The organism is Brumicola blandensis, from assembly GCF_031846165.1.
GTDB lineage: Bacteria > Pseudomonadota > Gammaproteobacteria > Enterobacterales > Alteromonadaceae > Glaciecola > Glaciecola blandensis.
In genome coordinates this window covers 82,810-107,189 of sequence record NZ_JAVRIE010000002.1, presented here as the reverse complement: position 1 = coordinate 107,189, position 24,380 = coordinate 82,810, and the positions used below count along the sequence as shown (strand labels likewise).

General features: G+C 43.2%; 23 protein-coding genes and 1 pseudogene. 13 read left to right on the top strand and 11 right to left on the bottom strand.

The genetic code is table 11. The features are described 5' to 3' along the window. Nucleotides 1–48: 48 nt before the first annotated feature. Entirely contained in the window at nucleotides 49–1,458 is a 1,410-nt protein-coding gene (locus RM544_RS05715) for a DUF2130 domain-containing protein (protein WP_311360815.1), read from the bottom strand. A gap of 307 nt (nucleotides 1,459–1,765) precedes the next feature. Here RM544_RS05715 and RM544_RS05710 point away from each other — a divergent pair, with 307 nt between their 5' ends. From RM544_RS05710 to RM544_RS05660, 11 genes are all read left to right on the top strand, one after another. Beyond that, the gene (locus RM544_RS05710; RefSeq protein WP_311360814.1) at nucleotides 1,766–1,942 is read left to right on the top strand and encodes a DUF1328 domain-containing protein; all 177 of its coding nucleotides are present in this window, start codon (nucleotides 1,766–1,768) and stop codon (nucleotides 1,940–1,942) included. A 49-nt stretch (nucleotides 1,943–1,991) separates the two neighbouring features. Further along, nucleotides 1,992–2,189: a hypothetical protein gene (locus RM544_RS05705; protein WP_409220060.1), complete on the top strand. Its 198-nt coding sequence runs from the start codon at nucleotides 1,992–1,994 to the stop codon at nucleotides 2,187–2,189. A 132-nt stretch (nucleotides 2,190–2,321) separates the two neighbouring features. After that, nucleotides 2,322–2,693 (top strand): hypothetical protein, encoded by a 372-nt coding sequence (locus RM544_RS05700; protein WP_311360813.1) that lies wholly within the window; start codon nucleotides 2,322–2,324, stop codon nucleotides 2,691–2,693. 70 nt (nucleotides 2,694–2,763) lie between these two features. Then, the gene (locus RM544_RS05695) at nucleotides 2,764–4,161 is read left to right on the top strand and encodes a DUF2254 domain-containing protein (protein WP_311360812.1); all 1,398 of its coding nucleotides are present in this window, start codon (nucleotides 2,764–2,766) and stop codon (nucleotides 4,159–4,161) included. A gap of 164 nt (nucleotides 4,162–4,325) precedes the next feature. Continuing rightward, nucleotides 4,326–5,663 carry an NADP-specific glutamate dehydrogenase gene (gdhA, locus tag RM544_RS05690; protein WP_311360811.1) on the top strand — a complete coding sequence of 446 codons (1,338 nt, stop codon included), beginning with the start codon at nucleotides 4,326–4,328 and terminating at the stop codon, nucleotides 5,661–5,663. A gap of 20 nt (nucleotides 5,664–5,683) precedes the next feature. Further along, nucleotides 5,684–6,112 (top strand): hemerythrin domain-containing protein, encoded by a 429-nt coding sequence (locus RM544_RS05685; RefSeq protein ID WP_311360810.1) that lies wholly within the window; start codon nucleotides 5,684–5,686, stop codon nucleotides 6,110–6,112. 12 nt (nucleotides 6,113–6,124) lie between these two features. Continuing rightward, a complete protein-coding gene (locus RM544_RS05680; protein WP_311360809.1) occupies nucleotides 6,125–6,343 on the top strand; it encodes a hypervirulence associated TUDOR domain-containing protein in 219 nt (72 codons plus the stop codon). 42 nt (nucleotides 6,344–6,385) lie between these two features. Continuing rightward, the gene (locus tag RM544_RS05675) at nucleotides 6,386–6,850 is read left to right on the top strand and encodes a pyridoxamine 5'-phosphate oxidase family protein (protein WP_311360808.1); all 465 of its coding nucleotides are present in this window, start codon (nucleotides 6,386–6,388) and stop codon (nucleotides 6,848–6,850) included. 45 nt (nucleotides 6,851–6,895) lie between these two features. Then, nucleotides 6,896–7,054 carry a YqaE/Pmp3 family membrane protein gene (locus RM544_RS05670; RefSeq protein WP_311360807.1) on the top strand — a complete coding sequence of 53 codons (159 nt, stop codon included), beginning with the start codon at nucleotides 6,896–6,898 and terminating at the stop codon, nucleotides 7,052–7,054. A gap of 346 nt (nucleotides 7,055–7,400) precedes the next feature. Continuing rightward, nucleotides 7,401–7,712: a hypothetical protein gene (locus RM544_RS05665; RefSeq protein WP_311360806.1), complete on the top strand. Its 312-nt coding sequence runs from the start codon at nucleotides 7,401–7,403 to the stop codon at nucleotides 7,710–7,712. Between the two features lie 25 nt (nucleotides 7,713–7,737). Beyond that, on the top strand, nucleotides 7,738–8,181 hold the full coding sequence (locus RM544_RS05660) for a hypothetical protein (protein WP_311360805.1): 444 nt from the start codon (nucleotides 7,738–7,740) through the stop codon (nucleotides 8,179–8,181). A 15-nt stretch (nucleotides 8,182–8,196) separates the two neighbouring features. Here the strand turns inward: RM544_RS05660 and RM544_RS05655 are convergent, their stop codons facing one another. The 8 genes from RM544_RS05655 to RM544_RS05620 all read right to left on the bottom strand — a co-directional run bounded on the left by RM544_RS05655 (nucleotide 8,197) and on the right by RM544_RS05620 (nucleotide 16,248). After that, nucleotides 8,197–8,703, bottom strand: a complete 507-nt coding sequence (locus RM544_RS05655) for a hypothetical protein (RefSeq protein ID WP_311360804.1) — start codon at nucleotides 8,701–8,703, stop codon at nucleotides 8,197–8,199. Nucleotides 8,704–8,806: 103 nt separating this feature from the next. Next, nucleotides 8,807–9,352, bottom strand: coding sequence for a BON domain-containing protein (locus RM544_RS05650; protein ID WP_311360803.1), 546 nt, complete (start codon nucleotides 9,350–9,352; stop codon nucleotides 8,807–8,809). Nucleotides 9,353–9,545: 193 nt separating this feature from the next. After that, complete coding sequence (locus tag RM544_RS05645; RefSeq protein ID WP_311360802.1) at nucleotides 9,546–11,483, bottom strand: response regulator; 1,938 nt, start codon at nucleotides 11,481–11,483, stop codon at nucleotides 9,546–9,548. A 12-nt stretch (nucleotides 11,484–11,495) separates the two neighbouring features. Next, entirely contained in the window at nucleotides 11,496–11,957 is a 462-nt protein-coding gene (locus tag RM544_RS05640; RefSeq protein WP_311361335.1) for a response regulator, read from the bottom strand. A 17-nt stretch (nucleotides 11,958–11,974) separates the two neighbouring features. Further along, on the bottom strand, nucleotides 11,975–13,465 hold the full coding sequence (locus RM544_RS05635) for a sensor histidine kinase (RefSeq protein ID WP_311360801.1): 1,491 nt from the start codon (nucleotides 13,463–13,465) through the stop codon (nucleotides 11,975–11,977). Continuing rightward, the gene (locus RM544_RS05630) at nucleotides 13,440–13,670 is read right to left on the bottom strand and encodes a histidine kinase dimerization/phospho-acceptor domain-containing protein (RefSeq protein ID WP_311360800.1); all 231 of its coding nucleotides are present in this window, start codon (nucleotides 13,668–13,670) and stop codon (nucleotides 13,440–13,442) included. The genes RM544_RS05635 and RM544_RS05630 overlap by 26 nt, the downstream gene beginning before the upstream one ends. Beyond that, the gene (locus RM544_RS05625; RefSeq protein WP_311360799.1) at nucleotides 13,667–15,046 is read right to left on the bottom strand and encodes a sigma-54-dependent transcriptional regulator; all 1,380 of its coding nucleotides are present in this window, start codon (nucleotides 15,044–15,046) and stop codon (nucleotides 13,667–13,669) included. The genes RM544_RS05630 and RM544_RS05625 overlap by 4 nt, the downstream gene beginning before the upstream one ends. A 284-nt stretch (nucleotides 15,047–15,330) precedes the next feature. After that, a complete protein-coding gene (locus RM544_RS05620; protein ID WP_311360798.1) occupies nucleotides 15,331–16,248 on the bottom strand; it encodes a mechanosensitive ion channel family protein in 918 nt (305 codons plus the stop codon). A 335-nt stretch (nucleotides 16,249–16,583) separates the two neighbouring features. On the opposite strand from RM544_RS05620, the pseudogene RM544_RS05615 reads away from it, so the two are divergent. Both RM544_RS05615 and RM544_RS05610 read left to right on the top strand, forming a co-directional pair. After that, nucleotides 16,584–17,108 (top strand): annotated as a pseudogene (locus RM544_RS05615) (DNA/RNA non-specific endonuclease); the annotation flags it as partial. 146 nt (nucleotides 17,109–17,254) lie between these two features. Next, nucleotides 17,255–20,119 carry a M16 family metallopeptidase gene (locus RM544_RS05610; RefSeq protein ID WP_311360797.1) on the top strand — a complete coding sequence of 955 codons (2,865 nt, stop codon included), beginning with the start codon at nucleotides 17,255–17,257 and terminating at the stop codon, nucleotides 20,117–20,119. A gap of 51 nt (nucleotides 20,120–20,170) precedes the next feature. Here RM544_RS05610 and RM544_RS05605 read toward each other — a convergent pair whose 3' ends face one another. Continuing rightward, the gene (locus RM544_RS05605) at nucleotides 20,171–23,440 is read right to left on the bottom strand and encodes a glycosyl hydrolase (RefSeq protein WP_311360796.1); all 3,270 of its coding nucleotides are present in this window, start codon (nucleotides 23,438–23,440) and stop codon (nucleotides 20,171–20,173) included. 114 nt (nucleotides 23,441–23,554) lie between these two features. After that, nucleotides 23,555–24,277, bottom strand: coding sequence for a hypothetical protein (locus tag RM544_RS05600; protein WP_311360795.1), 723 nt, complete (start codon nucleotides 24,275–24,277; stop codon nucleotides 23,555–23,557). Nucleotides 24,278–24,380: the final 103 nt, after the last annotated feature.

Sequence of the window (24,380 nt, the reverse complement as noted above, 5' to 3'; positions counted from 1 at the left end):
TCACGCCGAGCTTAGAGCAAATAGATTGTATCTATAAGTCAACGTTATCTATCCCTTGTCCTTAGTGTCGCTCTCCTCAATTTCAGCAAACTTAGCAGCCATCGTAGGGTTGCGACGCGTCAGCTTCTTGATAGTCACATCTTGCGACTTATCATTCGCCAAGCGCAAGTTTCTATCTGTGCTCAGCAGCGCGTCTTTGGTTTTTTGCAAATGATTAATCGATTTATCAATTTCATCAATGGCGGTTTGAAATTTTCGGTTCGCCAGCTCATAGTTTTTTGCAAAAGCTGACTTAAATTTTTCTAAGTCTTCCTCGAAGTTTGTAATATCGACGCTTTGTTCGCGCACTAAGGCAAGCTCCTTCTTGTATTCCAAGGATTTCATTGCTGCATTTCGAAGAAGCGTAATAATTGGAATGAAGAACTGAGGGCGAACCACATACATCTTAGGATAGCGATGGAATACGTCGACAATACCTGTATTGTAAAGGTCATTTTCTGGCTCCAATAATGAAACCAAAATAGCATACTCGCATCCCTTCTCATTTCTGTCCTTATCCAACTCTTTGAAGAAATCTTCGTTCTTTTTCTTCGTCGCTGTAGTATCGCTTTCGTTTTTCATTTCAAACATGACAGAAACAATTTCAGTGCCTTCTTCGTCTGAGTCACGAAAAATATAGTCTCCTTTACTACCAGAGCTTGCGTCGTTGTCTTTCTCAAAATAAGCACGAGGGAATGCGGTTGAGCGGATTCGATTAAACTCCGTTTCACAATGGATTTCGAGGGACTCACCTACCATTTTCGTCGACAAGCGCGCCTTCATATCCTTAAGACGTTCAATAGCTTCATCTCGGTCTTTTATTTGTGTTTCATATTTATCAGTAAGCGACTTTTCTGCTAACTGCTTCTCTAAGGCAGCATGCTGTAAACCACTTTTAAGCTCGTCACGTTCTTTCTCAACCTGGCTAACAGCGGTCGTAATAGCGACTTTTTGCTCCAATTGAATGGAGTTAAGTTGAGTACGTAAGTTGTCGATTTCTTTATCTTTGGTAGAAAGGACTTCTTTCAACTCACTTTGCAACTTCAGGTTCGCCAGTTCTAACGCCGCTTCTTTATCTCGTTTTGCCTGCTCAAGATTATTCGCAAGTGCATCACGCTCTTTTTTAATAGACTCAAGCGCTTCACTGACCGCGAGCTTTTTGCTGACTTCTACATTACCTAGCTCGGCTTTCAATGCCTGTATTTCAGACTCTTTAGCAGCGGTGTTTTTCTGTATTTCGCTACTCGCCTGGCTCTTAGCCAGCTCTAAGGCGTTCACTTTGTCTTTTTCTGCTAGCGCCAAGCGCTCATGTAACTGATGCTCGAACTCTTCATCCCTCACTTGCTTGAGGATGTCAGCATAGGAAGTTTCATCAACCTTAAACGCCTTTTGACAGTGCGGGCACTTTATTTCATGCATGGTGTGTTCTCTTAGGTTTTCATCTCACTTTAATCAGTAAGACATCTGATTCATCTGCTATTAGTGTAAAGCTTTAGTTAAGCAAAAACCCAGCATTATTTACTATTGAGTAAGATGTTCCACTTAAGTGTGTAAAAATTTCCATGTTCGCTGCACGAAAGCTTAACTAAAAAAATATAATCTAACATTTTCAATGCCTTATCTATTGGCATCTATTGTGCAACTTCAAGAATAACAATCACCGAAATCAGGAGTCGCATTGATGTGTTCAACATCTTTGCAGTGACAATCAAAAAAGGAGAAAGCCATGTTAAGTTGGGCAATTACATTTTTTATTATCGCAATTATCGCGGCACTATTCGGATTTACGGGTATTGCAGGAGCTGCGACAGGAATAGCGAAAATTCTATTCTTTGTATTTATCGTACTCTTAGTCATTTCATTGGTCGCAGGAGCTTTGAAAGGTAAGAAGCCTCAAGTCTAGCTAGACTAAGGTCATTCAATTTATCAACACATTAAAAAAAGGAATCATTATGACAAACTCAATGAAAAAATTTGGCACTGCAGCATTAGCAATTTTCTTCGCCATGGGCTTAAGCGCATGTTCAGAAGGCCCAGCAGAAGAAGCGGGCGAGAATATAGACGAAATTGTTGAGGATGCAGGTAACGCAGTGGAAGATGCGTGTGAAGACGCAAAAGAAGCAACAGACGCAAAAGATAAAGACTGCTAAATCTAAAAAGCGAGTACATAAAGTCAATGCCGCTGCCTGAACGTAGCGGCATTTTTGTTAGCAGTCACTCAGTTTTATGGCTTAGCTGAAAATAGGGCTATTTATTACTAGTCCTCACCCTTAGGAGATATCATGAAAAACATTAAGAAAACGATCAGAACAACAACACAGTTACTATCAGTAGCAGTAATCTGTACATTTTTTGGCTACACTTCAGTAGCGATGGCTTCAACTAAAGACGAGATAAAAGTTGACGTTGATACGCCAGACAAAGTGTTACTAGAGGACAAAAACCTCGAAAAAATGTTTAAGGTTAAAAAACCAAGTGAGACCCTTGCCATGACGATTGAAGGGGTAAAACATGAGATTGAAATTAAGCTCGATGGCGAAACGACACGCCTGATTATTCCAGCTTCAAGCAGCGGTAAAGCTGAAGAAATACGTAAAACATATCAAGCAATGGCAAAAACCGATAAGGTCGTCACTGAAATTGCAAAACAATAAAGTGATTTGATTTTGAAAAAGTAACAAGCGCCCCAGGGATGTTATCACTGGGGCTTTTTAAGGAAAAAGCATGAGTTTTTTTGAATCAATTGTGACAGGCCCCAAGAAGTTGAGCGTGAAACTAAAGAAAACCGCCATTCAGGTGAGCGGAAGTTTTTGGTTCGCTCCTCTTATGATGGTTTTTGTTGCGATATTTTTTGGTTTACTCCTCAGCCCGTTTTCCTCTACAGACCTCAGGATACTCAATCTGCTAAAGATTAATGATGTTACTGCCAGTCAAGGAATGAGCAACTTAGTCGCGTCATCGACAATATCCGTGATCAGTATTGCATTCTCTATGACCTTGGTTGCGCTCGTCATGGCATCCGGTCAATTTGGCCCCCGCATTATTCGAAGCTTTATGGAAAGTAAGAAAACCCAGTTCACGCTTGGCTTATTTACCTCTACATTCGTCTACAGTGTGATTGTTTACACCAAGTTAAATACACAAAACAAGCAATTATTCGAACAGGCTCACAGTACAGAAGCCTACTTAGGCTATCCGGTTGCAGTGGTGTTTATCAGTGCCATTTTATGTGTTGTCACCCTCATTTTCTTTATCCATCATGTGGCCAGCTCGATTCAAGCGGATAACGTTGTGGAAACGATTGCTAAATCACTCATGGCAGATATGAAGGCCCTCCAACAACACCATGACAGTAGCCAAGCAAATAACAATATGGCCTACAAACTAGGGTCGAATGAAGCCAAACCAACTTTGAGCGAATACTCTGAAAAGTACCAGATTCGCGCATCGCTACCCGGCTATGTTCAAGCTATTGAATATGGTGCATTGGTGCAGCTCGCCAAAAAGTCTAAGGGCTTTATTGAGCTGAATTCAAGGGCAGGAAAATATCTCATCAATGGAGCGTCAATAGCGACTTTATATACTAACGACCCAGACATTAACTTGGAAGAATACACACAGTCGCGCTTTTTGGAGATAGGTGACAAACGCACGCCACTGCAAGATCCAGAATATGCGATAAGTCAACTGGTTGAAATCGCCTTGCGAGCACTCTCACCAAGCATGGATGACCCGCATACTGCAAAAAACTGTATTGATAAAATTGCTTGTGCATTAGGCACATTCACTGTGAGCAATTTACCTTCCAATTTAATGCTCGATACCGATGATAATGCAAGACTAGTCACTTGTGACGAATCATTTGCAGAGATTTTTGCCAATGCCTTCACACAAATTAGGCAATCGGCAGTGCAACGCCCGGCGGTTGTTTGTCATCTACTAGACACTTTTCACGCCTTAATTGAAGCGAGTGAAAATCCAGAGCATTTAATTGCTCCTATTAAGACTCAGGCCATGGCACTTAAAAAGTTGTTCAGCCATCAAAGTCAATTACACTGCGAGCTTGATTTGACTGCAATTAACCAGCGTCTGCGTAAATTAGGTATCAGCGATATTGACTAAAAGAGCCTATGTAAAAATTTCATAGGTTCTGTACTTCTTACCAAAACACCCGCCTGATTATTTTCAATATATTATTTTTACCAATAAAATCATAACGATAGAAAAATAAAACGAATGGCATGTATATTGAAACACCTCCGTTAATTACTAATTTCGGAGTACACATGTCTCTACACACAGATACCTTATCTTGGCTTGGTCAACATACTCAACATGAAGTGGAATACCGCCAAGCTTTAGAAGAAAGCTTTCAACACATTGTTCCTATCGTGAATGCCAATGAAGACTATAAAAAGCATAATGTCTTGCAGCGTTTAATCACGCCCGACAGAGTGCTTCAGTTCAAGGTTGAATGGGAAGACGACACTGGTACTTGTAGAGTAAATCAGGGTTACCGTGTTCAACACAGCAACATATTGGGGCCCTACAAAGGGGGTACTCGTTTCCATCCAAGTGTTAACACGTCTGTGCTCAAATTTTTAGCATATGAGCAAAGCTTTAAGAACGCGCTCACCGGACTCGCTTTAGGTGCGGGTAAAGGCGGTGCTGACTTCGATCCAAAAACTGCATCAAAGAGTGAAATTAGACGATTTTGCAAAGCTTACATGCGCGCATTGCAACCCTATATCGGTGCTAATAGCGACGTGCCTGCCGGTGACATTAACGTATCGGACACCGAGCTTGGCTATATGTTCGGTGAATATTTGAAGAATCAAAAGTCTTTTGATGGCGTGTTGTCAGGCAAGCCAATTCAGCTAGGCGGGAGCGAGTATCGCGTTCAAGCAACCGGCTCTGGTGTCATTTTCTTTACAGAAGAAGTATTGCAGAGTCACTCGAACGCTTTAGAAGATCAAACTATTTGTATTTCTGGCGCAGGTAATGTTGCTTTGCACGCGGCCCTAAAAGCAATTGAGAAAAAGGCAAAGGTGAAAACACTGTCGAATAGCCGAGGCTTTTTATTAAATGAAAAAGGTATCTCTGCATCTGATATTCGCTGGCTTTTGACCGAAGGGCAAAACGCAGAAAACGCATTGTCGGCATTGGCTGATGAGAGCGAAGCTGAATTTATTAAAGACCAAAGCCCTTGGTGCATCGACAGCACTATCGCGATGCCCTGCGCTACTCAAAACGAAGTTGACGAACAAGAAGCAAAAGACATTGTAAATCATGGTGCTCTATTCGTCGTTGAAGGAGCCAACATGCCATGCACACAAAAGGCTGTTCAGTATTTTAAGCAGCATAAGATCACGTTCGTGCCTGGTAAAGCAGCGAATGCCGGCGGGGTTATTTTATCCGGCTTTGAAATGCAGCAGAACGCTGCTATGCGCTATCAATCTGAGCAAACTCTAGAAGAAGAGCTCAAGGCAGCAATGAAAAATATCCATGAGCAATGCGTTCAAGAAGGCAAAAATTCCGATAGTGACATTATAGATTATGAACGAGGTGCGAATGTTGCCGCATTTCGAAAGTTAGCGAATGCAATTGTCGCAACAGCATATTAGAGAAGGATTAGGAGAAGTATATGAAGATTTTTGAAGCCTTAAGAAAGGACCATGATAAACAGCGTGCTTTAGTGAAATTACTGCTAGATACACAAGGTGATTCAGAGGTTCGTCAGACCTACTATCAGCAGTTGAAAAAAGAGTTAGCCTTGCACGCAAAAGCAGAAGAAAGGCACTTTTATGCGCCTCTTATGCAAGCAGATTCAACAATCAAAATGTCACGCCATGGTGTTGCAGAGCACCATCAAATGGATAAGTTAGTCGCAGAGCTTGATAACACTGACATGTCTACTCCTCAGTGGTTAGCTGGCTTTAAAAAGCTAGCAGATAAAATTGAGCATCATTTAGCCGAAGAAGAGCAAGAGTTCTTCCAGCAAGCGGGTAAAACACTCAGTGACGAAGAAAAAACAAAGCTAGCGAAAGAATACCAGCAAGAAATGGATGCATAAGGAGGAACGGCAATGAAACATTTTCAGACCAACACACTGGTGACATGGGATTGGGGAAATGGCACCGCAGAGGGATATATTCGAGAGAAATTTACCGACAAGGTCAGCAAAACCTTAAAAGGAAGCGAGGTTACTCGTAACGCTAGCGAAGATGATCCGGCCTATTTAATAGAACAAAGTGACGGCGACAAAGTGCTGAAATCTCATAGTGAAATAAAACCAAGTAGTTAAATTTTTAAACGCAATTCATTCAAATGCGAAACTGGAGGAAATATGACTAGCAAATTAGTAGAACAAATGTGGGGAGCAATTTCGGATAGCCCATACGTGATGGTTGGATTAAATAAAAATGCTGAACATCCCGAACCGATGAGAGCGTTGTTAGATAGAAACGCAGATAACGCTTTCTGGTTTTATACATCTAAGGACAATCGCGTAGCAGAAGGTGGGAAGGCAACAATCACGTTTTCCAGCAAAAATCACGATATGTTCGCCAGCTTCAGTGGCCATTTAGTTCATGAGTCCGACGACGATCTCGTTGATAAATACTGGAGCAAACAAGTAGAAGCCTGGTTTGAAGAAGGCAAGCAAGATCCCAGTTTGGTGATGCTGCGCTTTGAATTAGATAGCGCAGAAATATGGTCAGTTGACCCAACATTACGCGGGCTGATCAAACTTGCTACTGGCGCTACCATCAAGTCAGGTGAAGTTGGCGAGAATATTAAAATCGATTACTAACTTAGAGAAAGAACAAAAATTTCTAAACTAACAAGAGGAAATATCATGGACTTTATACGTGTTTTATTATCTGTATTACTGCCACCTATTGGCGTGTTTTTGCAAGTCGGCCTAACGGGTCAGTTCTTTTTAAACATCTTACTGACAATCTTAGGTTATATACCCGGCGTCGTGCATGCGGTCTGGATAATTGCAAAACGGTAACGCGGACTAGCCATCCCAACAACCTCGTCATCCCCACGTCAACGTCATCCCCACAAGCTCGTCATCCCCACGAAAGTGGGGATCTACCTTAGTCTCCATTTCTAGTAACGCCATTTTTACCGTCATCCCCACGAAGGTGGGGAGGAAGAAATATCACGGACTAGTCATTGCCGCGAAGGCGGTAACCTAAAATCGGGATTCCCTCCTTCGAGGTAATGACGGGGTAGAGCAAAAACCGAATAAAACAACTTGAAACAAATAAGTGTTAGCACTCGTTTGTATTTATCGTTATGTTTACAACAAGAAGGTTAAGCAAGCACTGGAAGCATAAACAGGATAGGGAATCATGCATCATCATTTCAGAAACGTTTTATTAGTTATCTTCATAGCAATGCTATCGGCCTGCTCAATCCATATTGGGCACAGACACATGATCTACGATGATGATTTTTTCTTTGAGTTGAAAGCACCAAATAAAGCATCTCGCAATGCGCTAAGCTTTAATGATGATGAAACCGATATTGAAGTACTCCCAGAATCTATTAGCTTAGTTATTGGAGATTTAGTATTAGGGCAAAAGCGCCGACTCCAAATAGAGAACGTTTCGGGGAAGGTCGAATACGAATATCGAGTCAACGGGAAGGTCAGCGCTCATTGAAAGTGACTCTAGTAAAGGTGCTTATTTGTTGGAAACCATACAAACAATAAAGCTTGAAAGTAGCGAAATATCCGCATTAATTAGTCTCAGCAGTACGAGCGAGTCTGATAGCTTACTCAGTGACGTATTTGTAAAGCAAGTGGCCAATATGACGGTCGCGAGTGAATCTACCGATGCTATGCTAAACAGTTTGAATAGCATTCAAAGTGATTATCAAATGCGTGAGGCTATGACAGCACTTGCTAAATCATCAACCCACGAACGCCACTTGGTCGATTTAGTAAAGCTCGCACAAAATGAAATTCAATCGGATTACGAACTTGCTACCCTTCTGCTTCAAATTATCGATGACAATGAGATATCACAAGCGCTGCAGGAACAGGTTTATACAGCAGCAAATTCAATTGATAGCGACTATGAGAGAAGCAGGGTCTTAAATCGCTTGATTGATATAGTAATAAGTCAGTAAACACGGCCATTAGTTTTAGAGCGTTTGCTTAATTGTCTCTATTATGTCGTCTTTTGACGCCTGTGCTTTTTCAGTATCTACCACTAAGGTCCATTTGTTTACCCCCTTCGCTTCTATTGTTGCCTGGTTAATTCTATCTCTTTCAGGCTTCAGGCTGCGGAGGCCACCGACGAAGACACCAATAAAAATACCTGGGCTGACAAATGCCATAAATGTAAATAAGGGATTATTGGCAAATAACGAAGGACCAAACTCAACTAGCAGTAAGGCAATCAACATACCCAGCAAAAAGCTAGCAATGGCATACAAGAAGTGAGCTGACAGCATTTGCTTGCCAATCGGCGCGCTTCTTCCTTCGAGTTTCTCGGCTGTTTTTCTTTCTTTAGGTCCTATTACGTGTAGCACTTGAGGATTCAAATTTAACTCCTCTCTTAGCTTCTTTTTCGCTCGGTGGGCGTTCGTTTCTTCGTCATAAATTGCTGCAATTCGCTCGTCGAAACGTTGGTTAATAAGTTCTGCCATCTTGGCCTCCCTTGGATTTTTAAAAGAATAAAAAAGGGCCTTCTCCTCAAAGACAGGCCCTTTATACATTTAATTAAAAGTAAGTATTCACTTTTGATTCGATTTATTCGGCATCAATTTTGATATTGTCTTTCACCGACTTCACGTCCGCCGTATTTTCAGCAATCGTGATGGCTAAATCGCGCTCTGCTTCAGAACTTAATTCACCGTTCAATGTAACGACTCTATCATCTACATCAACGTCGATCGCTGTGCCACTGACTTCCGATTCGAATAACAATCGGCTCGTGATGACAGTGCTAATTTTTGCGTCTTTAAAATTATTGGCGATTTCGCTGTCATCTTTCATATCTTTGTTGATCACCGTTAAGCGGTTTTCCACATCACTCACGCCATCGATACCTAAAATTAGCTCCTCGGCTAACTCACGCTCAATTTTATTATCGACACTACCGCTTAGCGTCACAATGCCGTCTTGAACGTCAGTGTTAATGTCGAATGAATCTAAATTGCCGTTGAATAAAATGGTCGCTTCCGCTTTCCCATCAATCCAAGCATCCATTGATTCTTTTTCCCACTTATTCGCGGCAATTGCGCTTGTTGAAAATAAAGCAGTTACTAATGCAGCTGGTAATAATATGTGTTTCATATTTTTCTCCTTGTGTATCGTAAAAGTATCTTACTTCACTTGTGCTAATGCCAAGTTCATACCAAGATTTAAAGCATTGGTTTATATAGCTTTTATCTAAATGATTAGCGTAAAAATAAACATCATGGTGTAAGACTTACAGAGTTTAGGTAGTTTTTACCCAATATATATGAGGTACAACGCTAGCGAACGCTTAGCTAAGGAGTGACGCTAATTCATCTTTGTTGATTGGCTTAACAAGTTGCTTTGTGATGGGAAAGGACTGACTTAAAGAGGGGTCTGGCTGATTGCCACTGAGAATGCTCACAGCACCTGACACTGGTTGAGCAAAGAAAGCAGCCAAAAACGCTTCGCCAGCCAAATCTGGTAGCCCCAAATCGAGAATATGATGCTGAATATTGCTATTTGAGCGTGCTGTATCGATGGCACTTTGCGCATTGTTGCTAATGAGCACATTACACGAGAGTTGCTCAAGCATCATTTGCATAATCATGGCATTATCCGCATCGTCTTCGACGATATGCACCACTGTCAGCGTTGACTCCGATGATTGAGGTTTTTCCGCCCGCATTAGCAGTTCACTCAACAAGCGCCATAATAATTTTTTATTCAATGGTTTAGCGATTAGCTTGTCAAAGCCAGCAGCGAGTAACTCGTGCTCCATACCCTTGTTAATCGCGGCAGTCATCGCAACAATGTTCAGTTCTTGATAATCTGCTTTCAGCTTGTCACTGGCTTCGCTGCCAGTCATGATTGGCATGTGTAAGTCCATGAAAACAATCTGAAACGGAGAGCCTTGCGAGGCTGCCTGTGAAACCTTCTCAATCGCTTCTTGGCCATTGCTCGCATATTCTACTTCTACACCGGTCTCTTTAATAAAATAGCCCGCTAATTGGCGTATCTCAAGTACGTCATCGACCACTAACACTTTGCCGTGCAATGCGGGTGCAGGTTGTTTTTTGACTATACTAGCGTCTTGTTCCAAATTGAATTGAACGAGCTTTTGGTCACGCTCTAGCCCTTTGCAGGGCAATGTTAGGGTGAATTCAGAGCCTTTGTCTAATGCAGACACCACCTGAAAGTGGCCGCCCATGTGCTTGACTATCTCTGACGAAATAGACAAACCTAAGCCAGCCCCACCGGCCTTTCGATTTGCAACATCTTCCAATTGGGTAAAAGGAGAAAAGATTGTTTTCACCTGTTCTGGTGACATGCCTATGCCGGTGTCTTTAACAGCAATTTTGAGTGCGGCCTCGGGGCCTTCTCGATAAGCAAAAGTCGCTATGACTTCACCTGTGTCTGTAAACTTGATCGCATTGCTGAGCAAATTGAGGAGTACCTGACGAAAACGAACATCATCTATTATTAGGTCTTTTGGCAAAGTCGTTTCGCAGACAAAACGCAAATTCAGCCCTTTCTCTATCGCATTCATCGAAACCAATGAATTCAACTCAATTAAGGTTTGCTCTAGGTTAACCCTCTCCTCTTTCAGCTCAAACTTGTTGGCCGCGATCTTCGAGAGATCCAGTACATCGTTCAATAGGTTAAGCAAATGCTTACCGTTATTAGAGATAATGCCGAGTTCTTGATGAAAATCGCTTGCCTTTGCGTTATCCAAAAGCAAGGATGTATAGCCTAAGATGGAGGTTAACGGTGTACGAAGCTCATGGCTCAAATGGGCGATAAATTTATCCTTGGCCACATTTTCTGCTTCTGTTTTTTTACCCAAGGTTCGAGCGAATTCGAGGGCTTTCCGTGTTACTGCATATTGCACTGACTTTTCGAAAACATCATCATCAATTGCAGACTTCATTACGAAATCTTGCGCCCCTTGCTTGATCGCGTTTTCAGCTACCACACTGTCATCTTGCCCAGTCAGCATAATAATTGGGGTGGCTAACTCTGCTTTAGAAACCGCCTCTAAGACCTCAATTCCTTCATAGCCCGCTAGGCGATAGTCAAGAATGCATAAATAAAATGTACGCTCTTTTAAATATTGAATCGCCTCTGATTTTTCGTAGCAAACAACAAATGAGCAATCATCACCAAAAATATCGCGCAGGCGATCTTCAATGAGCAAACAGTCATCTTCATCATCATCAATTATTAAAACAGGCTTGATGCTATTCATTGTCGGTTGAGACTAGTGTCTAACCATCATCGGTACTGAGGCACAATCAAACCAATAGTCATTAAACTGCTTCATCATAGTGACCATGCTGGAGAATTCCGTCGGTTTAATCATGTAGGAAGAGGCGCCTAAGCCATAGCCATCATTAATATCTTCAACTTCAGCGCTGGTAGAAAGAATAACGACTGGGATGCTCGCGAGAAACTTATCAGCCTTAAGTTGCTTGAGTGTTTCTCTGCCATCCATCACCGGCATATTTAAGTCCAACAGAATCACGCTAGGAAGCTCGGCTGGCGCTTTGCCAGTAAACGCCCCCTCACAACGCAGGTAATCCAATAGCTCTTGGCCGTCAGCGACGGTAAAACAACTGTATTTTGAGCCTGCAGCTTCCATTGCGTCTTTTGCTAACAAACGATCGTCTTCATCGTCATCAGCCATGAGAATAACGGTGGGTTCATCTATTTTTGTACTCATCGACATACCACGCTTCCTTAGCTTTGTTTAATACTATTTAAATAATTGCTTGCGGGTAAGGTGACTGAAAAAGTAGCTCCCTTGCCACTTTCACCGCTTGCTGTAATGATGCCATTATGCCGCTCAACAATGCGTCTGCAAATAGCTAATCCTATCCCTGTTCCTTTATATTCCGATCGTGAATGCAAGCGCTGGAATGGCGCGAATATTTTTTCCGCATGTTCTTGGTCAAAACCAATACCGTTATCGATTATTTCAAAACAATACCAGTTAGAAAGTCCTTCCAGCTCTAGCTGTTCAGGTTGCGGCACTGAATTTACGCGCACCTCTACACTAGGTGATTCATTTTGCTCAGAAAACTTAACTGCATTCGCAATCAAATTGAAAAACAGTTGTTGCATTTGAGGCGCGTCAGCAGTCACCGTTGGCAGCTCAGCAATAGTTAAGGAAACACCCGATTCCTCGATTAGCACATTTAGATCATCCAAGGTTTCGGCGACCACAATGTTTAAGTCGACCTCTTGAAACTCTCTGCCTTTCGTGTTGACTCTTGAGAATTCAAGCAGGTCGCTGATAAGCTTGCTCATTCTTGCTGCTGCACCGCGCATTCGTTGTAAATAGTCGAGTTGCTTGTCATTCAGTGCATCTGCCTGGGACTCAAGACGGTCGCCAAAGGCCATGATTTTTCTGAGCGGTTCTTGTAAATCGTGGGAGGCGACAAAAGCAAAGTCTTCCAGCTCTCGGTTACTCCGCGTGAGTTCCTCCGAGTAGAGTGATAATTCGTTAGTTCTCTCCTCTACCGCATTTTGAAGCTTCTCATTTTGTAGCTCAATTTCTTCTTGTCTCTCTTGCTGCGTTCTCAAGTTGATACGCACCAGAAAAAACAAGCCGCATACTAGGATCATGGTTGTCGAAAAAGAAATAATTAGGTTTCTCTCTGACTCTTGGGTGACTTTTTCAAGCTCGGCAATTTGAGCATCCGAGATTGATTGCTCATTCTCTTTAAGCTGCTGGATCATCTGATGCACTTGGCTATACAGTTGCTGACCTTTTTCTGATTCATATACTTTTAAGGCTTGAGTCAACTCTGTCTCCTTAACCTGACTTATCACCTTTTGTATTTCAGATAATTTAATTTCAACCGTGTGAAGCAACTCTCGCATCAGCAATTGTTGGGATTCATCAGAAGATTCAATGCCTGCAAAACGCTCAACCAATTGATCAATTTCACTGATCGATTGTTGGTGTTGCTTTAAGTACATTGGGTCTTCACTGAGCAGAAACCCGCGCTGACCAGACTCTACTCTTAACACTTGAACATGCAATTGCTGTAACAGCCCCACAATCCTTGAAGACTTTCTGATTTCGGTTTGCAAGTCGGACAGTTCATTTATGGTGGTTCTGCTAAGGTAGCTATTCACCCCTACGAGTAAGAGGAAAACGAACAAAATGAATCCCCAAGTAGAGCGTGTACTTTTACCCTCAGTCAGGTTGATTTGATTGGTCATGTTCAATCTCTTCAAATAAATCTTGTAGCTGCTGGCTGCAGTCTTTTGCACTAGCAATAATCTTCAAAGCAGACGCGTCTAAGCGTTCGATATCATCCCCTTGCGACGCTAATTTTTCGCTTAACATACGAATGAGTTCAGCTTGCATGCTGATAGTATTCAATGGTTTGCGGATATCATGCAGTTGCTTTTGATATTTACTCATGCGTCGTCACCATAGGCATGCAAGCGGTTGTATAGGGTTTTCGTTGAAATACCAAGCATCTCAGCCGCATTTGTTTTGTTACCGCCAACCTCGTCCAAGGTTGCGTAAATGAGCGCTTTCTCTACTTCTTCGATAGTTTTACCTGCTTGCAGTTGCCCGCCATCGTTTCCCTCATCAGTACTCATCTGTGAGAAAGGTGAGGCAAACGTGCTGGGAAGCTCAATTGTTTTACCACCTGGTTCGCCCATAATGAATGCACGGTGAAGTGTGTGGCGAAGCTCACGCACATTGCCTGGCCAATCATGGTCAAGCAGGCGCTTTAATTGTGCATCGCTGATCTCATAGCTTTCGTTATGTTCGGCGTTTAGCTCATGCAAAAAGCTTGTCACTAATAGGGGAATATCTTCTTTACGCTTACGTAACGGTGGAATATCGATAGGGAATACAGCTAAGCGGAAGTAAATATCTTCCCGAAGCACATTCTCTTTGGCAATATCGTCAATGGAGCGATTAGTCGCGCTGACAACGCGGCAATCAATCGGAATTTCTTGTGTACCACCGACTCTGCTAACCCGTCTAGTTTCGAGTACGCGTAACAAATTAGGCTGCATATCAATGGGCATTTCGGTCACTTCATCTAAAAACAAAGTCCCTTTTTCAGCGCGTTCGAATACACCTTTCTTCTGACCAATAGCGCCGGTAAAAGCGCCTTTTTCGTGTCCAAACAATTCACTACCAATAAGCTCTTTCGATAACCCGCCGCAATTGGTAGCAATTAGGTCGCCATCACAGTCACTTGCATTGTGAACGGCTTGTGCAACAAGCTCTTTACCTACGCCACTTTCGCCCATCACCATGACGTTTGCGGAGCTTCGAGCGACTCGCTCAATCATGGTGTATAAGGTTTGCATCGCGCTCGACTCACCAATTAGACAGCCAAAATGCATTTTAGGTAGGGCTGTTGCCTTACTTACACTGTCAGCTTTGAGCTTCTTATTATTCGAAGAACCTGCTTTTTTGACCGTCTTTTTTTGTAGCGCGTTTTCGATGTCTTCACGTTCAATCGGCTTCATCAAATAGTCGACACTTGGCCCTGCGATGGAGCCTATCGCTTGTTTGATCTTTGGATTGCCGGTAATAAAGGTACATTTAGGCGTACGTGTTTTCGTTTTCGACAGATGGTCATAAATGTGCAAACCACTTCCGTCTGGCAGCATAAAGTCGATAAAAACATGGTCGAAATCATTGTTATCGATCCACTCATTAGCGTCTTCCACCGAGTGCGCCACAGAAACGATATGGCCTAGGTATTCAATAATGTGGGTAGCGACTTCCGTAAAGTCCTTGTCGTCATCTATCAGTAGAATCGATTTCACTTATATTCCATTAATTATTATGTCGTTATGCTTATGTTTGTTTAGCAATCAGCGTTCAGGTAGACACTTAATCTACCGCAACTTCCTTTCTCGTGCACGACTGATGGACTCATTTTTAGCTTGTAATTGTAGACTATTTTCAATCACTTCACCTAACTCATCAACTGCATTCGATTGCTGTGCTAAACATTATTGATATTACTTTCTGATTGATAGTGTAGATCAAGAAAAGCAAGCCGAAGCTTGCTACCCTTTCAAACATCTAAACGTCAGGACTACACCAACTAGGCGTTGGCAGAGCCACTGCCCTCGCGATTCGTTAGCATGGTGTTTAGCTTTTCACCGCCTTTCGCACCGAAGTCCAAGGTACGGATTGGGAATGGGATAAGAATATCATTTTTCGCCAATACTTTATGAATTGTATTCACAGCACCTGATCGTGCTTGCATGAAGCCCGGTTCGCCCGGATAGTCAATCCAAAACCACACAAGTAGGTTCACGCTGCTATCTCCAAAACTTTCAGCATAAACAGCTGTTTCTTCATGCTCGATAACAAAGTCTTGCTGATTAATTGCTTCAATAATCACCTTTTCAGCCTCAAGGACATCATCGGCATAAGATATACCCACCGGCACTTCAACACGGCGTTTCCCTTGAGTCGAGAAATTGGTCACGATATTCCTAAAAAGAATTTTATTGGGAACAATTTCTAATTGCCCGTAGAAGGTTTCAACAATGGTATTGCGCAAATTAATCGCTTTGACCGTGCCAAACACACCATTTGCTTCTACTACGTCATCGATTTGAAATGGCTTTCGAATACCCATAGCTATGCCAGCAATCAAATTCTCTGTCATATCCTGAAACGCAAAACCAATTGCGAGGCCGATGATACCGGCACCCGCAAGTAATGAGGTAACCGTGCCTGTTAAGCCTAAGAACTCGAGTGCAATAAACAAACCGGCAATAAACACGATGACTTTAAAAATGGCGGTAATTAGATCCGCGATTTGTTTGGATTCAAACACACGGTGTAATACCTTCGATACGATGCGTGATGCAATGCGCGCTATCAAAGCAAAGACCATGACTATGATGATGGCGACTACCATATTGGGTAAGTGCTTGATCCCCATTTCTAACCAAGACTCTACTTTTTCGTGGATCAGATCCCAAAATTGGTTGATGACTTCAAATTCCATTGTGTACTTCCTCTTATGATACCCATCAGAAACTCAGTTTTACCTGATGTTTCTGGCAATATTTGTTGTTATTACTACCTAGATTGCAAATACAGGGCCAAACCATAAACACCTGAATTAATTGATTTTTTATAACTTCACATAGGCATAGAAACAAACAAATCGGTAAAATTTACAGAGCCCAAATACACTGGTCATAAAATTGTTACAAAGCACCTTCACCATAGTACAGGTACTGGCTTCTAAAAGCCGTCGTCTGTGCTGCTAGTACAACAATAAAACAATAAACGTACTCAACAGGATGACTATGAAAACACTATTTACTCTAGTTCTATCGCTATACGCTTGAACCAACGGATTACCGAGATGCCAACGCTGTGATAAAAACTGACCGAGGTCACCAAGCACCACTGGCAAGTTTTAGTAATACATCTTACTGGTCACAAACAAACTACTTGTCGAATATCACTCCACAAGCGTCCAATCTAAACCAAGGGCCTTGGGTGAAACTTGAAAACGCTGTTCGTGCCCACGTGAGAACCGGAGAATCGGTTTACGTTGTGACGGGCCCGTTGTATGAATATTTCTTTGCGAACTTACCGAGAGCCAATGAGCGCCACACCGTTCCATCTGGTTATTTTAAAGTCGTGATGACGATTAGTAGTTCAGGTTGGATTGAAGCATCTGGTTTTATCATGGAACAAGATTCCGGACGTCGTGATAATTTCTGCGCGAAAGAAGTGACTATCAATGAGATTGAGAACCGCACAGGCTTGAACTTAATGCCCTCTCTCCCTAGTTACATTGAATACTCGGTAGAAGGTCGTCTTGGTGGAATGACAAGCGAAATGGGCTGCTAGTAAGTACATCAGCGTCGGCGGTTAGGCCGACCCCAACTTTTTTTACAAACGCTTACACATTCAGTGACACTTTTAAGAGGCGCGATTGTCGACATCGCGCCCGTTTTACATTACCGTTTGCATAATTAAATTAAAAGGACCTTAGAATGTACCCTTTGCGCAAATCACTCACACTTCCTTTTCTTGTCGGGATTTCTCTCTTCGCGGTTGTTTCATGCAGTAAAAACACCAACGAACCGCTTGCAGAAAAAGCACCTGAGCAGGCTGAATCAGCCGCTCTTCCCTCTTTAGATTTTGAAAAAATGACCTTGGACAATGGTTTAGAAGTTGTACTCCATATCGACCGTTCTGATCCATTAGTGGCGATCAACCTTGCTGTTCACGTAGGCTCTGGTAGGGAAAAAGTCGGTAAAACCGGCTTCGCTCACTTATTCGAACACCTCTTATTTATGGACTCAGAAAACTTGGGTTATGGTGGTCTTGATGAAATGAACACGCGTATCGGTGGTGAAGGCACAAACGGCTTTACGACTAACGATATGACGCAGTACTTCCAAGCCGTACCAAAAGACGCCTTAGAAAAGGTTATTTGGGCTGAAGCTGACAAGCTAGGTTACTTTATTAAAACGGTGAATCAGAACATTATCGACCGTGAAAAGCAGGTAGTGAAAAACGAGAAACGTCAGCGCGTAGACAATCGCCCTTATGGTCACAACTTATATGTGATTGGCAAAGCGATTTATCCTGAAGGACATCCGTATCATCACCAAGTAATTGGTTCGCTTGAAGACCTAGAAAATGCGACTTTAGAAGATACAAAAGCCTTTTTCAATCAATGGTACCGCCCTGATAATGTGACGGTAACCTTGGCAGGTGATTTTGAACTTGAAGAAGCCAAAACGCTTATCAAAAAATACTTCGGTGAAATCCCAAGTGGTGCTGAACCGACGCCTGAAACCCAAGCTCAAGCTGTCACACTGAGTGAAACTAAACATTTCGTGCACGAAGACAACTTTGCGACACTTCCACAGCTGACCTTAACATGGCCTGCTGTACCAGAATATCACCCAGATTCTTATGCCTTAAATGTCTTGTTGTCATACTTAATTGACGGCAAAGAAGCCCCAATGAATCAAGTGCTAATCGACGAAAAACAATTAACTACCGGTGTTTCTGGTTTTAACTATACGAAAGAACTGGCGGGTGAAGTCTATTTATTCATTAACCCTAAACCAAACGAAGATATCGACAATTTGCTTCCTGCGGTATGGGAAGCGTTCGCTCGCTTCGAAAAAGACGGTATTCCTGATGAAGCCTTAACGCGCATCAAAACCGAATCAGAAGTGGGTATTTTCGACAGTATCCAAAGCGCATTAGGTAAAGCCATCGCGATGGGTGAATACAATATCTTTACCGGTGACCCTGGTTTTTTAACGACTGATATTAAAAACCTTCAGGCTGTATCTGCTGAAGACGTTATGAATGTCTATAAGAAGTACATTAAAGACAAGCACTATATCTCCACGAGCTTTACCCCTAAAGGCCAAAAAGAGTTGGCTCTGGAAGGTGCGCAAGTTGCTAAGGTAGTAGAAGAAGTTGTGGTTCAAGGCGCAGAAAAAGACGTGCCGTATGACCCGACTGCTCGCGTTTTTGAACCTACTGAATCGTCTTTCGATCGCAGTGTTGAACCGCCTTTTGGTGATTCATTTGTATTGCCAACACCTACCATTTGGGACGCCGAAGGCAGCAACGGTTTGCAAATGGTCGGTATTCAATCTGACGAAGTACCACTCATTGAATTTTCTTTAGAGTTTGATGCGGGCAAAATGCGCTCACCGCTCGATAAGCCAGGGCTTGCTTCAATCACAGGAAATATGCTCACCAAAGGTGCTGGCGACTTAGATGTTGCAGCATTTGAAAAAGCATTAGGTGCTTTGGGCTCAAGTTTAAGTACGCAAACAAGAGGCCAATATACGCTGATTCGCGGTAAAACATTAGCACGAAACCTTGATAAGACTGTTGCCCTGCTTCAAGACATGATCAATGCACCGCGTTTTGATGAGAGCGAATTTAAACTGATGCAAGAAAGCTATAGTCAAAATGCGGTTTCCCAGCTTGCTAACCCTGACTTCATCGCGGCTCGTGAAATGGCGAAAATTACCTATGCTGAGCCTACACCTCTTGCTATTGCTGGTTCTGGCACTGAAGCGCAAATTAATGCAATTACCTTAGACGATGTGAAGGCTTTCCACGCCAAGTACTATGCAATTTCGTCGGCTAAATTAAACATTGTGGGTGACTTTGATGAAAGCAAAACGCTGAAACTGTTCTCTTCTCTCGAAGGGCCAGCCAAAGAAGCATTACCTAAGCTAGCCGTGCCGAAGTTGGCTGCTGTCGAAAAGACCAAAGTCTATTTCTATGATGTACCAGAGTCTAAGCAATCTGTGCTGCAAATGAGCCGTCCTGCATTGCCTGTCACAAATGATGACTTTGCCAAGCTAGAAGCGCTTAACTTCCCACTAGGTCGTATTTATACATCGAAGCTGATGACCGAGCTTCGCGTTAACAAAGGGTATACTTATGGTATTCGCTCGTTCGCTACTGGTAACGCAGAACAAGGCCAATTTGGCGTGGGTACGTCAGTAAGAACTAACGTAACCTTAGAAAGCTTAAGCTTAATCAATGAAATTTTAGGACGCTATAGCGAAGAGATGACTGAAGCAGAATTGGCTCAAACGAAAGATGCCTTGCTTCGCGGTCAGGCGCTGAAGAACGAAACTTTGGGTGACAAACTGGGCTTGGTTCAGGAAATCACTCGTTTTAACTTGCCATATGATGCCAAAAGCAAAAACATGGAAATTGTTCAAGCAATGGATTTAGAAAAAGCTAAATCGGTCCTAGATTCGCATGTTCGCCCAGACGCGATGCATGTAGTGGTAGTCGGTGATGCTGCTACGCAGCTTGAAAGACTTGAAAAGCTAGGCTTTGGGAAGCCAGTTTTACTCAATTAGTCCTTTAGATGTGTTAGACCCTATTGCAGGGTCTAACACTGCTTAAGCTTCTTACTCTATTGTTGGGATCCTTCCCGGTGTCCATGGTGCACCAATCGCTTCGAGTTGTGCCTCCAATCCTTCCAGTTCCGCTCGTAAGGTTTTCAGTTGATCAGCAACGCGGGTATATTCCGACTCTGCAATATCGAGTGATGCTAAATGGTTTCCTGACACACTTTTTTGGCTGCTACTAATTGCCCAGTAAAGATTTTGTGTGCGTCCTGAGACCGACCATGGCACAGGCTCTTGACGTGAGCGTACTGTAGCGTCGCCATCTAATAACACGCTTAGCTGAGCCAGACGGTCTGCCAAGGCTCTTACCGCTTGAGCTTGTTCCTCGGTGGCTGATGGTGTGACATCAATCGCCGCTTTCAAATGAGCAATTCGCGTGCGCAATTCACTCTGCGCTTTCGACGCACCGCTAACTGAACGATAAAGATTCGCTGCTCGCTGCTGTACTGCAAGCAAACCGCCGCGATCAGAGGTTATTTCCGGACTATTATTCAGTAACTTCAGGGCGAAAGTTTTCGGCTCTGATAAAGCTGATACCTTTCCAAACTGACGCTTCTTCAGAGTAACGGTATAGTCGCCAGGTAAGGCAATGGGACCTTTCGGTGGAATGGCCCAAGGTGGCACATAGCCAGATGGTTTGCTAAGCGATACTGGCGCAGACGAGGGATAATGCATATCCCATGCAACACGATGGAAGCCTTTGCCTGATGCAGCTTCAACACGCTGAACCACTTCACCTTGTGCATCTTTTACTTCAAGAAAGACGCTGGGGGCTTCCTCACGATCTTCTTTGCGCAAAGTACTCCAACTTGGGTAAGGCGTATCACCACCAGCTTTTTCTATTTCCTTTTCTTTTGCACGTCGTGCCTGTTGTAGTGTTTGATAACCATCTTTTAAGTAATAAGAGAAGACAGCACCATAGGCTGGATTATCTGCGCTATAAAACGCATCGCCGTTTGAGCCTTTGCGCTCGCCGCCATATTGATAACCTTCAAGATACAACCAACTGTCTTTCACTGGGAATAAAGTGGCCTCTTGCTTCGCGAGTTTCGATGCCGGCGTACGCAGAGGTGAATAGTCATCAAGGATATAAATACCGCGACCAAATGTGCCAACAACAAGGTCACTCTCGCGTCGTTGAATTTCAATATCACGCACCGCAATCGTAGGGAAGTTACCTTTCATTTGAGACCAATTGCTTCCGCCATTTTGACTCACAAACAGGCCAAATTCGGTGCCCACGAACAACAGGTTCGGATCAATATGGTCTTCAGCGATAGTATGCGCCGAACCCCACTCTGGAAGATCATTACTTATCTTTTTCCAGCTTTTCCCTTTGTTCGTTGTTTTATACACATAAGGCTTATAGTCGCCTCGCTTGTGGTTGTCGAACACAGCATAAGCGACGTTTTCATTGTGCAGAGAAGTGACGATATCTTCAACGAGTGACATTTCTGGCACGCCACGGAAGCTCTTTTCCGTTCGCCAGTTTTCACCACCATCCTCAGTGACGCTAATCAAGCCATCGTCTGTACCAACGTAAATCAGTCCCTCTTTCACTGGGCTTTCATTTAAGGCAATAATAGCGCCATACATCGAGGTAGAAGCATTTTTGGCAATGGTATCAACACTCCAAACGCGGTCCATTACTTTCAACGTATTGCGGTCTATTTTCCGCGTAAGGTCTGGGCTGATCGCACGCCATGTTTCGCCGCGATCTTCAGATTGAAAGACTTTTTCAGCAGCATAGAGCAAGCGAGTCGATTTATGCGGGCTAATCAGTATTGGCGAATTCCAATTCCATTTATAAGCATTCTCACCTTCTTTAGGATGAGGCGTTATCGATACACGTTCATGCGTTCGTCTATCGTATCGGGCTAAACCACCATATTGAAATTGTGCATAGATGATATTAGGGTCGGTTGGGTCAATTTGTGGCTTATATCCATCACCACCGATGACGCTGGTCCAGTCTGCATTCGTGATACCGTGGATCAGGTCGGTGCGTGAAGGTGCACACAGCGACGTGTTATCTTGCGTTCCGCCGCAAACATTGTAGAACGGGCTTTCGTTGTCTGGTTGGATACGATAAAACTGACCTAGAGGTAAGTTCTGCGCATGTCGCCATTTTTGTCCTCTGTCCCAACTTTCATAGACACCACCGTCGCCTCCAATGATGAGATGCTCCGTATTGTTTGGGTCAATCCAAAGCGCATGATCATCAACGTGTCGGAATTCGTTTGAAAGTGACTGGAAAGATTGGCCGCCATCTTCTGACACTTTAGTAAACGTATCCATCGAATAAATGCGCTCGGGGTTAAGAGGATCGACAATCAATTCATTGTAGTATTGTGGACTACTACTCATATAGCCTGAACGTTTTTGCCAAGTTTGGCCAAAGTCTTGCGAACGATAAACGCCTTTATCTTTATCATTAGATTCAATGATTACGTACAAGGTATTCGGGGAAGATGGTGCCATTGCAATACCAATACGTCCCATATTATCTGAAGGTAAACCCGAGGTAACGCGTGACCATGTTTTACCACCATCAGTGGTTTTGTGGATACCACTGCCCGGCCCCCCATTAATCAGAGTCCATACGTGTCGTCTACGCTGATAGCTAGTGGCAACAATCACGTCTGGATTACTGGGGTCGACAACAAACTCATTCACCCCGGTGTAAATATCAATGTCGAGAATACGCTGCCAATTCTTTCCGCCGTCGGTTGTTTTATACAAACCTCTGTCGCCGCCATTGCTCCACAAAGGACCTTGAGACGCCACCAGCACATGATTAACATCTTTCGGGTCAATCCATATCTGCGAGATATGGCCGGAATCCTTCAAACCCATGTTTGACCAGCTTTTACCACCATCTAAGGATTTGTATACGCCATCGCCATACGCAACAGAGCGCTGCGCATTATTCTCACCCGATCCAAGCCACAAGATATTGGAGTTTGAGGGTGCCATTTCAATCACACCGATTGCATACGCACCTTCATTCTCGAACAAGGGAGTCCAAGTTGTCATGTTGTTACTGGTTTTCCATAAGTTCCCAGATGCTGTTGCAACATAAAACTCGTTGGGCGACGTTGGATTAAAAGCAAAATCAGAGACTCGCCCTGAAATCATGGCAGGGCCAATATTACGTAACTTGATGTTTGCGAGAGGGTTGGTTTCCTTCTCTTGCGCAACAGTAAGCGGGGAGCTAAGCGTCAACAGTAAGGCAAGACTGCCAACAGTGAGATATTGAGTAATCGACATATCGCTATTCCTATAGGGAATGGTATTTTCCCGTTTTGAGTGGTCCTGCTTACGGTGAAAAGCCACGATAAGCAGGGAAAAGCTAGGTAAACGGTGCGCTATTCTCAGTACGTCTTAAAAGGAATATCTGACAGAGCCAATCATTGCATCGTCATCGCCTAAGCTAGCAGCAAGCTTCAAAGCAAAATTTTCATTGATATGATACAAACCCTCTGCAATCACGCTGCTGTTTGACTCCGTTTCACTATTAATTCTAGCAACTTTAAGGTGCAAGCCTGCGTTGAACTGAAATGCATCGTTCACCCGCTTGCGGTACATAAGTCTTGAAGATAAACCATCGTCGCTTTCTGATGCACTAAATCGATCTGTGAATAAGGTTTCAGGGACAGTGGGCGACGTTGTGCGAATATTGACGGTGGTTGCTACCTCTGCCTCAACTTTCAAGTAGCTAATATCTGCCGTGAACATAGAACTATCGCCTAGCCTGAATATGTAGCCTAATCCGATACTAAATTCTGAGTAATCCACTTCAAATTTTTCGTCAAAGTCTTCTTGGAAGACATTCACACCGTCTGTATAACTCTGAGAGAAAGTAGCCGTGTCATCTGCACTGTGCTTGAAATAGTTTATGGGCAAATACCAATCCTCTGTCAATTCAAAAGAGGCTGACAGGTTAAGACCTGAAAAACGGTCTTCCGAAAATACATCTTCAATCTTAGTTTGACCATATCCAAGCTCAACGAAAGATAGGGTTGGTTGTTGAGCAAAAGCTGCTTGGTTAACAACGCCGAGTGAAAGGAGCGCTGCAGCATAGAGTGGTGTTTTCATTTTCATCATGTCTTCCTTGAATATAAATGCTGTACTTAAGTGTAAGTTATAGCTGGTGCCATCAATTAAGTATCATCAAATGAACGCATGTCGTCAATAGGGGACGATTGTA

Bases quoted from the DNA above. Each gene is read 5' to 3' on its own strand.
- RM544_RS05715 (WP_311360815.1), bottom strand. From the start codon at position 1,458: ATGCATGAAATAAAGTGCCCGCACTGTCAAAAGGCGTTTAAGGTTGAT.
- RM544_RS05710 (WP_311360814.1), top strand. From the start codon at position 1,766: ATGTTAAGTTGGGCAATTACATTTTTTATTATCGCAATTATCGCGGCA.
- RM544_RS05705 (WP_409220060.1), top strand. From the start codon at position 1,992: ATGACAAACTCAATGAAAAAATTTGGCACTGCAGCATTAGCAATTTTC.
- RM544_RS05700 (WP_311360813.1), top strand. From the start codon at position 2,322: ATGAAAAACATTAAGAAAACGATCAGAACAACAACACAGTTACTATCA.
- RM544_RS05695 (WP_311360812.1), top strand. From the start codon at position 2,764: ATGAGTTTTTTTGAATCAATTGTGACAGGCCCCAAGAAGTTGAGCGTG.
- gdhA (WP_311360811.1), top strand. From the start codon at position 4,326: ATGTCTCTACACACAGATACCTTATCTTGGCTTGGTCAACATACTCAA.
- RM544_RS05685 (WP_311360810.1), top strand. From the start codon at position 5,684: ATGAAGATTTTTGAAGCCTTAAGAAAGGACCATGATAAACAGCGTGCT.
- RM544_RS05680 (WP_311360809.1), top strand. From the start codon at position 6,125: ATGAAACATTTTCAGACCAACACACTGGTGACATGGGATTGGGGAAAT.
- RM544_RS05675 (WP_311360808.1), top strand. From the start codon at position 6,386: ATGACTAGCAAATTAGTAGAACAAATGTGGGGAGCAATTTCGGATAGC.
- RM544_RS05670 (WP_311360807.1), top strand. From the start codon at position 6,896: ATGGACTTTATACGTGTTTTATTATCTGTATTACTGCCACCTATTGGC.
- RM544_RS05665 (WP_311360806.1), top strand. From the start codon at position 7,401: ATGCATCATCATTTCAGAAACGTTTTATTAGTTATCTTCATAGCAATG.
- RM544_RS05655 (WP_311360804.1), bottom strand. From the start codon at position 8,703: ATGGCAGAACTTATTAACCAACGTTTCGACGAGCGAATTGCAGCAATT.
- RM544_RS05650 (WP_311360803.1), bottom strand. From the start codon at position 9,352: ATGAAACACATATTATTACCAGCTGCATTAGTAACTGCTTTATTTTCA.
- RM544_RS05645 (WP_311360802.1), bottom strand. From the start codon at position 11,483: ATGAATAGCATCAAGCCTGTTTTAATAATTGATGATGATGAAGATGAC.
- RM544_RS05640 (WP_311361335.1), bottom strand. From the start codon at position 11,957: ATGAGTACAAAAATAGATGAACCCACCGTTATTCTCATGGCTGATGAC.
- RM544_RS05635 (WP_311360801.1), bottom strand. From the start codon at position 13,465: ATGACCAATCAAATCAACCTGACTGAGGGTAAAAGTACACGCTCTACT.
- RM544_RS05630 (WP_311360800.1), bottom strand. From the start codon at position 13,670: ATGAGTAAATATCAAAAGCAACTGCATGATATCCGCAAACCATTGAAT.
- RM544_RS05620 (WP_311360798.1), bottom strand. From the start codon at position 16,248: ATGGAATTTGAAGTCATCAACCAATTTTGGGATCTGATCCACGAAAAA.
- RM544_RS05610 (WP_311360797.1), top strand. From the start codon at position 17,255: ATGTACCCTTTGCGCAAATCACTCACACTTCCTTTTCTTGTCGGGATT.
- RM544_RS05605 (WP_311360796.1), bottom strand. From the start codon at position 23,440: ATGTCGATTACTCAATATCTCACTGTTGGCAGTCTTGCCTTACTGTTG.
- RM544_RS05600 (WP_311360795.1), bottom strand. From the start codon at position 24,277: ATGATGAAAATGAAAACACCACTCTATGCTGCAGCGCTCCTTTCACTC.